This is a genomic window from Saccharothrix carnea, from assembly GCF_003014735.1.
Lineage (GTDB): Bacteria > Actinomycetota > Actinomycetes > Mycobacteriales > Pseudonocardiaceae > Actinosynnema > Actinosynnema carneum.
In genome coordinates this window covers 22334-28615 of the sequence record NZ_PYAX01000032.1, presented here as the reverse complement: position 1 = coordinate 28615, position 6282 = coordinate 22334, and the positions used below count along the sequence as shown (strand labels likewise).

Annotated in this window: 7 protein-coding genes; 5 read left to right on the top strand and 2 right to left on the bottom strand. The window is 71.4% G+C overall.

The genetic code is table 11. The annotated features are described in order from the left end of the window. Nucleotides 1–58: 58 nt before the first annotated feature. The 3 genes from B0I31_RS39635 (at nt 59) to B0I31_RS39625 (ending at nt 2407) form a co-directional block, all read left to right on the top strand. Nucleotides 59–451 (top strand): cellulose binding domain-containing protein, encoded by a 393-nt coding sequence (locus B0I31_RS39635; protein WP_245950802.1) that lies wholly within the window; start codon nt 59–61, stop codon nt 449–451. A 250-nt stretch (nt 452–701) separates the two neighbouring features. Further along, on the top strand, nt 702–1121 hold the full coding sequence (locus B0I31_RS39630) for a YciI family protein (RefSeq protein ID WP_106620527.1): 420 nt from the start codon (nt 702–704) through the stop codon (nt 1119–1121). Beyond that, nucleotides 1118–2407: an RNA polymerase sigma factor gene (locus B0I31_RS39625; RefSeq protein ID WP_219911017.1), complete on the top strand. Its 1290-nt coding sequence runs from the start codon at nt 1118–1120 to the stop codon at nt 2405–2407. The genes B0I31_RS39630 and B0I31_RS39625 overlap by 4 nt, the downstream gene beginning before the upstream one ends. Here B0I31_RS39625 and B0I31_RS39620 read toward each other — a convergent pair. Then, nucleotides 2391–4190, bottom strand: a complete 1800-nt coding sequence (locus B0I31_RS39620) for a serine/threonine-protein kinase (protein ID WP_106620525.1) — start codon at nt 4188–4190, stop codon at nt 2391–2393. The genes B0I31_RS39625 and B0I31_RS39620 overlap by 17 nt on opposite strands. A gap of 325 nt (nt 4191–4515) precedes the next feature. Here B0I31_RS39620 and B0I31_RS39615 point away from each other — a divergent pair, with 325 nt between their 5' ends. Then, nucleotides 4516–5409 carry a trypsin-like serine peptidase gene (locus B0I31_RS39615; RefSeq protein WP_106620524.1) on the top strand — a complete coding sequence of 298 codons (894 nt, stop codon included), beginning with the start codon at nt 4516–4518 and terminating at the stop codon, nt 5407–5409. 107 nt (nt 5410–5516) lie between these two features. After that, a complete protein-coding gene (locus tag B0I31_RS39610) occupies nt 5517–6104 on the top strand; it encodes an LURP-one-related family protein (RefSeq protein WP_106620523.1) in 588 nt (195 codons plus the stop codon). Here B0I31_RS39610 and B0I31_RS42855 read toward each other — a convergent pair. Beyond that, nucleotides 6101–6232, bottom strand: coding sequence for a hypothetical protein (locus tag B0I31_RS42855; protein WP_281262348.1), 132 nt, complete (start codon nt 6230–6232; stop codon nt 6101–6103). The two genes, B0I31_RS39610 and B0I31_RS42855, sit on opposite strands and share 4 nt — an antisense overlap. Nucleotides 6233–6282: the final 50 nt, after the last annotated feature.

The following is a 6282-nucleotide window of genomic DNA, read 5'->3' as shown; positions in this document are numbered from 1 at the left end:
CCTCAACGCCGTCCCCCAAATCGCCGCCAACCTCGCCAACCGCAACCTCTGCGCGGGCATGATCTCCCCCGCAACCGGCCGAGCCGTCGCACCAACCGACACCCCACCGACCACGGGCCCGACGACCACCACGCCCCAGCCGGGCACCGGCTCCTGCACCGCGACCTACCGCACGAGCCAGCGGTGGGGTGACCGCTTCAACGGCGAGGTGACGATCCGGGCGGGTTCCTCGGCGATCACGAGCTGGACCGCCACGGTCACCGTCACCTCCCCGCAGAGGGTGTCGAGCACCTGGAACGGCACGCCGAGCTGGGATTCCACCGGCACCGTGATGACCATGAAGCCCAGCGGCAACGGCAACGTCCCCGCGGGTGGCAGCACGACGTTCGGCTTCACGGTGATGGCGAACGGCCAGTGGGCCTCGCCGACCGTGACCTGCCGGACCCCGTGACGCACGCCGGTGTGCCCCTCACAGCGAGGTGAGGGGCACACCGGCGTGCTTGTGCTCTTCGGCTTTCTCCACTGCTCCTGTTCGCCACCGGGCGCGCCGCTCGACCACGTGGATCGCCGCTCGAAGTAGGCTGCCCGCACTGGCGGGAAAATAGTTCGGCGGGTGTGTCGATCCACGGCTCGGCCCGTTCGACCTTGGGGTGACGGGGTCCGGGAGAGGGCCCGGACGACGGCCGAGGAGACTTTCGACCATGAAGTACATGCTGATCATGCGCGCCACCGACGAGGCCTTCGCGTCGATGGGCGACATCGACTTCAACGAGATCCTGGAGACCATGGGGAAGTACAACGACGAGCTGATCCGCGCCGGCGTGCTGGTTGCCGCGGAAGGGCTCGCCGACGCCGAGGAAGGCGTGGTCGTGGACTACTCCTCCGAGCCCCCGGTGGTCACCGATGGCCCGTACGGCGAGACCAAGGAGCTGTTCAACGGGTTCTACATCCTCAACGTCGCCTCGAAGGAAGAGGCCGTCGAGTGGGCCAAGCGGCAGCCGCTGACCGGGGCCGGCGTCAAGACCGAGATCCGCCGGGTCACCTCGATCGACGAGTTCCCGCAGGACAACGAGTGGATCCAGAAGGAGAAGGCGTGGCGGGAAGCCACCGGGCAGCTCTGAGCGGGTCGACGTCGACCGACCCCACCGGTCGTGGGGCGGTCGCCGCCGTCTGGCGGATCGAGTCGGCGCGGATCGTCGGTGCGCTCGCGCGCTACACCGGCGACTTCGCGCTGGCCGAGGACCTGGCGCAGGAGGCGCTGGCCAAGGCGCTGGTGACCTGGCCGCGGGACGGCGTGCCGCGCAACCCGGCGGGGTGGCTGCTCACCGTTGGCCGGCGGCGCGCGATCGACGGCTTCCGCAGGCGGTCCGCGCTGGACGAGAAGTACGCCGTCCTCGCCCGCGACCTGGGCGAGGACGGCGCCGCACCGGGTGACGGCGCCGACGACGTGCTGTGGGACCCGGACCAGATCGACGACGACGTGCTGGCGCTGATGTTCATCTCATGCCACCCCGTGCTGTCGCGGGAGGCGCGGGTGGCGTTGACGCTGCGCGTGGTCGGCGGTCTGACCAGCGACGAGATCGCCAAGGCGTGCCTGGTGCCGACGGCGACCGTGCAGGCCCGCATCACGCGCGCGAAGAAGACGCTCGGGGCGGCCGAGGTGCCGTTCGAGGTGCCGACCGCCGAGGAGCGGACCGCGCGGCTCGGCTCGGTGCTCAACGTGATCTACCTGATCTTCACCGAGGGTTCGACGGCCAGCTCCGGCGACGACCTGATCCGGTTCGACCTCGCGGGTGAGGCACAGCGCCTGGCGAGGGTGCTGGCCCGGCTGGTGCCGGACACGCCGGAGGTGCACGGCCTGTTGGCGTTGTTGGAGCTGACCGCGGCGCGGTTCCCGGCCCGCACCGGGCCGGACGGCGAGCCCGTGCTGCTGGAGCACCAGGACCGCCGCCGGTGGGACCGCGCCGCGATCCGCCGGGGACGTGCCGCGCTGGCCCGGGCCGAGCAGGTCGGCCGCGGGTTGGGCGCCTACGGGCTGCAGGCGGCCATCGCCGAGTGCCACGCCGTGGCGCCCTCGGTGGAGGAGACGAACTGGGAGCGGATCGTGCTGCTGTACGAGGCGCTCGGCAGCCTCGCGCCGTCACCGGTGGTCGACCTGAACCGGGCGGTGGCGGTGTCCATGGCACGGGGACCGGCCGCCGCGCTGCCGATCGTGGACGGGCTCGCCGATTCCGAGGCCCTGGCGAACTCCTACCTGCTGCCCAGCGTGCGCGGTGAACTGCTCAGCCGATTGGGGCGGGCGGACGAGGCGCGGGCGGAGTTGGCGCGGGCCGTGCGGTTGTGCGGCAACGAGCGTGAGCGGGCGGTGTTGGAGGGCAAGATCGCCGACCTCACGGCATCGGGGTGAGGATCATGGTGTTCCACCAGTAGCCGAGCTGGTCGAGCGCGTCCGGGTCCAGTGCCGTGGAGGAGCGCAGCACGCCCGTGGTCGAGGTGCGCGTGTCGACCCACCACAGCTGACCGACGCCGTCAGACACGAAGCACGTCGTGTACTCGCCGGGGACGGGACCGCTCTCGGACCGGTAGTAGAGGGCGTAGTGCGCCGGGCGGGTGAGGGGACGACAGCCTCCGGACTCGTCCTCGCGCGGGATGCCCTTGGCGTCGACCAGTGCCTTGAAGTGGGCGTCCTGCGCGGCCCGGTCGGTGAACAGGTGGAACACCGCCTGGTCCGGGGGCGGGAAGCGGAAGTGCTGCTGGTTCGCCTTGGTGCACGTGACGGTGGCCGTGACGCCTGGGCCGGTCGACGGCGTGGGCGCGCAGCTCGGGTTGCCCCGGTAGACCCCGGGCAGCCGGTCCAGCAGGACGGTGACCTGCTGGTCGACGGTCACGGTGGTGGCCGTCGTCGTCTGGGCGGTGGTCGTCCGCGTTCTCGACTCCGCTGTGGTCGTCGCAGTTGTGGTTGTCGCGGCGGTGGTCGTGACGGTGGCGGAGTTCGCGAGCCGGCGGTCCCCCGCCCAGTCCACCGACCAGACCAACACCACCGCCACGATCGCCAACGCCACCGCACCGGCCACGATCGGCGCCACTCTCCGGCCCGACGTCCGCCGGGCAGGCGGTGCCGGAGCATTCATCGCGCCGCCTTGCGAACCCGATTGCAACGTTGCGACAAAATGCGGAGCTGACCGCGGACCCGGCTGGTGCCGACCTGGCTGCTGCGGACCGGCAAGCGCCCGGCCGGCGGGCGGCGCGGCGGGCGCCCCGCCGGCAGACGGCGGAGCGGGAGGGTGTGAAGGCGCGGCGGACGACGGCGACTCACCGGAGGAACCGGCAGCGGGATGCGGCGGAGTGGTGACCGGCGGGGTGACGGCGAGAGATGGGGTGGCGAGGGCTTCCGCGGCGGCGGTTGCCAGGGCGCCGGCGGTCGGGAAGCGGTGGGTCGGGTCCTTGGCCATGCCGTGCCGGATCACGTCGTCCAGCGCGCGTGGCACGGCCGGGTTGGTGGCCGAGGCGGCGGGCGGTGGTTGTTGGAGGTGGGCCCAGAGGAGCGCGGCGGCGCTGTCCACCTCGAACGGGCGGTGGCCGGTGACGCAGGCGTGCAGCACGCAGGCCAGGGCGTAGACGTCCGCGCGGCCGTCCACCTGGCCGTCGCCGAACCGTTCCGGCGCCAGGTAGTCCAAGGTCCCGATCACCGCGCCGGACGCGGTCAGGTGCGTGCCGGCGGGCAGCACGCTGCGCGCGATGCCGAAGTCCACCAGGTACACGAAGTCGTCCGGCGTGACGAGGATGTTCGACGGCTTGACGTCCCGGTGCACCAGGCCGTCCGCGTGCGCGGCGTCGAGCGCGCCCGCCACCTGGGCGATGATCCGCACGGCCCGGTCCGGGTCCAGCGGACCGTCCTCGATGACCGCCGCGAGGTCGCGGCCCTCCACCAGCCTCATGTCCAGGTAGAGCCGGCCGTCGATCTCGCCGTAGGCGTGGATCGGGATGACGTGCGGCTCGCGCAGCCGTGCCGCGATCCGTGACTCGCGCCGGAACCGGGCGCGGAACTCCTCGTCGTCGTTGTGCACGGCGGAGAGCCGCTTCAACGCCACCACGCGGTCGTGTGCCGTGTCGTGAGCCCGGTGCACCTCGCCCATGCCGCCGCGCCCCAACAGCTCACCGACACGATAAGGCCCGAACGCCTCCGCCATGACTCTCCTGGGTCCGCCACGCCGCCACTGCAGGACCGACGCGGATCACCGGCCAAGGGTTCCACACCGTCGAGTGCCCGCCACCACGTCGGCGCCGGTCGGCCCGCGCGCATCCCGGGAGCAGCGATCGGAGTGGCGGGTCAGGCACGCGGGGTGGAACGCCGACGCGGCGGCGGGTTCGGCGTACCGCCGCCGTTCGGTCTCGCCGAGCACGGCGTGAACACGAAAATTTCTCACCCGTTCGCCGGAAACGGTGGGGCGTTGCGCTGAGTAACTTCCAGTGCACGGTCCCTGCCGTTGATCGACCCACGAGAGGTGGAAGATCATGAACCGTGCCGTGAAACGACTGGTCACCCTGGCGAGCGCGCTGGCCCTGTCGTTGATCACCGTCCCGGCGACGCCGTCCGCCGCCGCACCGGGCGCCTATTGGACACCGGAACGGATGCGCGCCGCCGTTCCGCTGGACCTGCCCACCGCACCGCTCTCCGCACTGCGCTCCACCGTCCTGACCGGCGAGCCCACCACCGTCGCACCGCTGGCCTTCCCCAACGGCGGCAGTGCGTGGACCGGCGGCGGCGCCGTCGTGCGGACCGCGGGCCGGGTGTTCTTCACCTACCAGGGCCGCAACGCCTCGTGCAGCGGCAACGCCGTGACCAGCGCCAACAAGAGCACCGTCGTCACCGCCGGGCACTGCGTGAAGCTCGACGGCGCCTACCACACGAACGTCGCGTTCGTCCCGGCCTACGACAACGGCAACGCGCCGTACGGCACGTGGACCGCCCGCGCCACGTTCGCCACGCCCCAGTGGCACGCGAGCGAGGACATCAACTACGACATCGGCGCCATCGTCGTCGGGCAGCTCAACGGCCAGTCCCTCACCGACGTCGTCGGCGCGCAGGGCATCGCGTTCAACCTGCCGAAGGCCGACAACACCTACGCCTTCGGCTACCCCGCCGCCGCGCCGTACGACGGCACCAAGCTCGTCTACTGCAGCGGGCGGACGTTCAACGCCTTCCTCAGCAACGGCATCGGCATGACGTGCGACATGACCGGCGGCGCGAGCGGCGGTCCGTGGTTCCGCGCGTTCTCCGAGGCGACCGGCACCGGCACGGTGAACTCCGTGAACAGCTACAAGATCAACCTGTTCCCGAACTGGATGTTCGGCCCGTACTTCGGCGCCGACGCCCAGAACCTGTACAACCAGGCACAGGCCGCCTGAGCCGGGCCGTGGGTCGGGCCCGGTGCCCGGCCCACCGCCGGTCCCCCTGGTGATCTTCATCCGGTCGGGTGAGAAACTTCGGGCTCACCGGAGTCAAGGGGACGACCATGCTCACGCAGGCGACGAACGTGCTGCACATGCACCAGAAGGTCACCTTGATGGTGAACCGCTACGAGATCTTCGCCGACAACGGCGGCGAGCCCGGCCCGCTGGTCGCGTTCGTCGAGCAGAAGCGGATGGCCTTCAAGGAGCAGGTCACCATCTACACCGACGCGAGCAAGAGCCACGTGCTGGCGGGCTTCCGCGCGCGCAAGGTGATCGACCTCGGCAGCGGCTACGACGTGACCGACGGCGCGGGCGTGCCGATCGGCCTGTTCCGCAAGGACTTCGGCAAGTCGTTGACCAACTCCACCTGGCACCTCGACCAGCCGAACGCGCCGACCGCCACGGGTCGCGAGCGCAACCAGGGCATCGCGATCCTGCGCCGCCTGTGGAGCTTCCTGCCGCTGGTCAACGACCTCCCGTTCCCGTTCCGCTACCACTTCGACTTCGCCCGCGACGGGCAACCGGTGTTCAGCGTGGACAAGAAGACCTGGATCCGCGACCACTACCTGATCCAGATCGCCGACCCCTACGTCGACCGCCGCGTGGTCATCGCCCAGGCCGTCGCAGTGGACGCCCTCCAGTCCCGCTAGCGGCCGTCCCCGATCGTGTGCTCGGGCGCGGAGAAGACGGCCGTGACGCACGGGTCGGTGCCGCGCCGGGTCAGCGCGAGCGGCGGGACGGCGGCCAGGTGCTCCGCGACCGCGCCCAGCCAGCGCACCTCGAAGCTCGCGCCGACGCACGCCCCGGGACCGACCGCGAACGGCAGGA

Excerpts from the sequence above, each read along its gene's own strand:
- B0I31_RS39635 (WP_245950802.1), top strand. The coding sequence starts at position 59 with ATGATCTCCCCCGCAACCGGCCGAGCCGTCGCACCAACCGACACCCCA.
- B0I31_RS39630 (WP_106620527.1), top strand. The coding sequence starts at position 702 with ATGAAGTACATGCTGATCATGCGCGCCACCGACGAGGCCTTCGCGTCG.
- B0I31_RS39620 (WP_106620525.1), bottom strand. The coding sequence starts at position 4,190 with ATGGCGGAGGCGTTCGGGCCTTATCGTGTCGGTGAGCTGTTGGGGCGC.
- B0I31_RS39615 (WP_106620524.1), top strand. The coding sequence starts at position 4,516 with ATGAACCGTGCCGTGAAACGACTGGTCACCCTGGCGAGCGCGCTGGCC.
- B0I31_RS39610 (WP_106620523.1), top strand. The coding sequence starts at position 5,517 with ATGCTCACGCAGGCGACGAACGTGCTGCACATGCACCAGAAGGTCACC.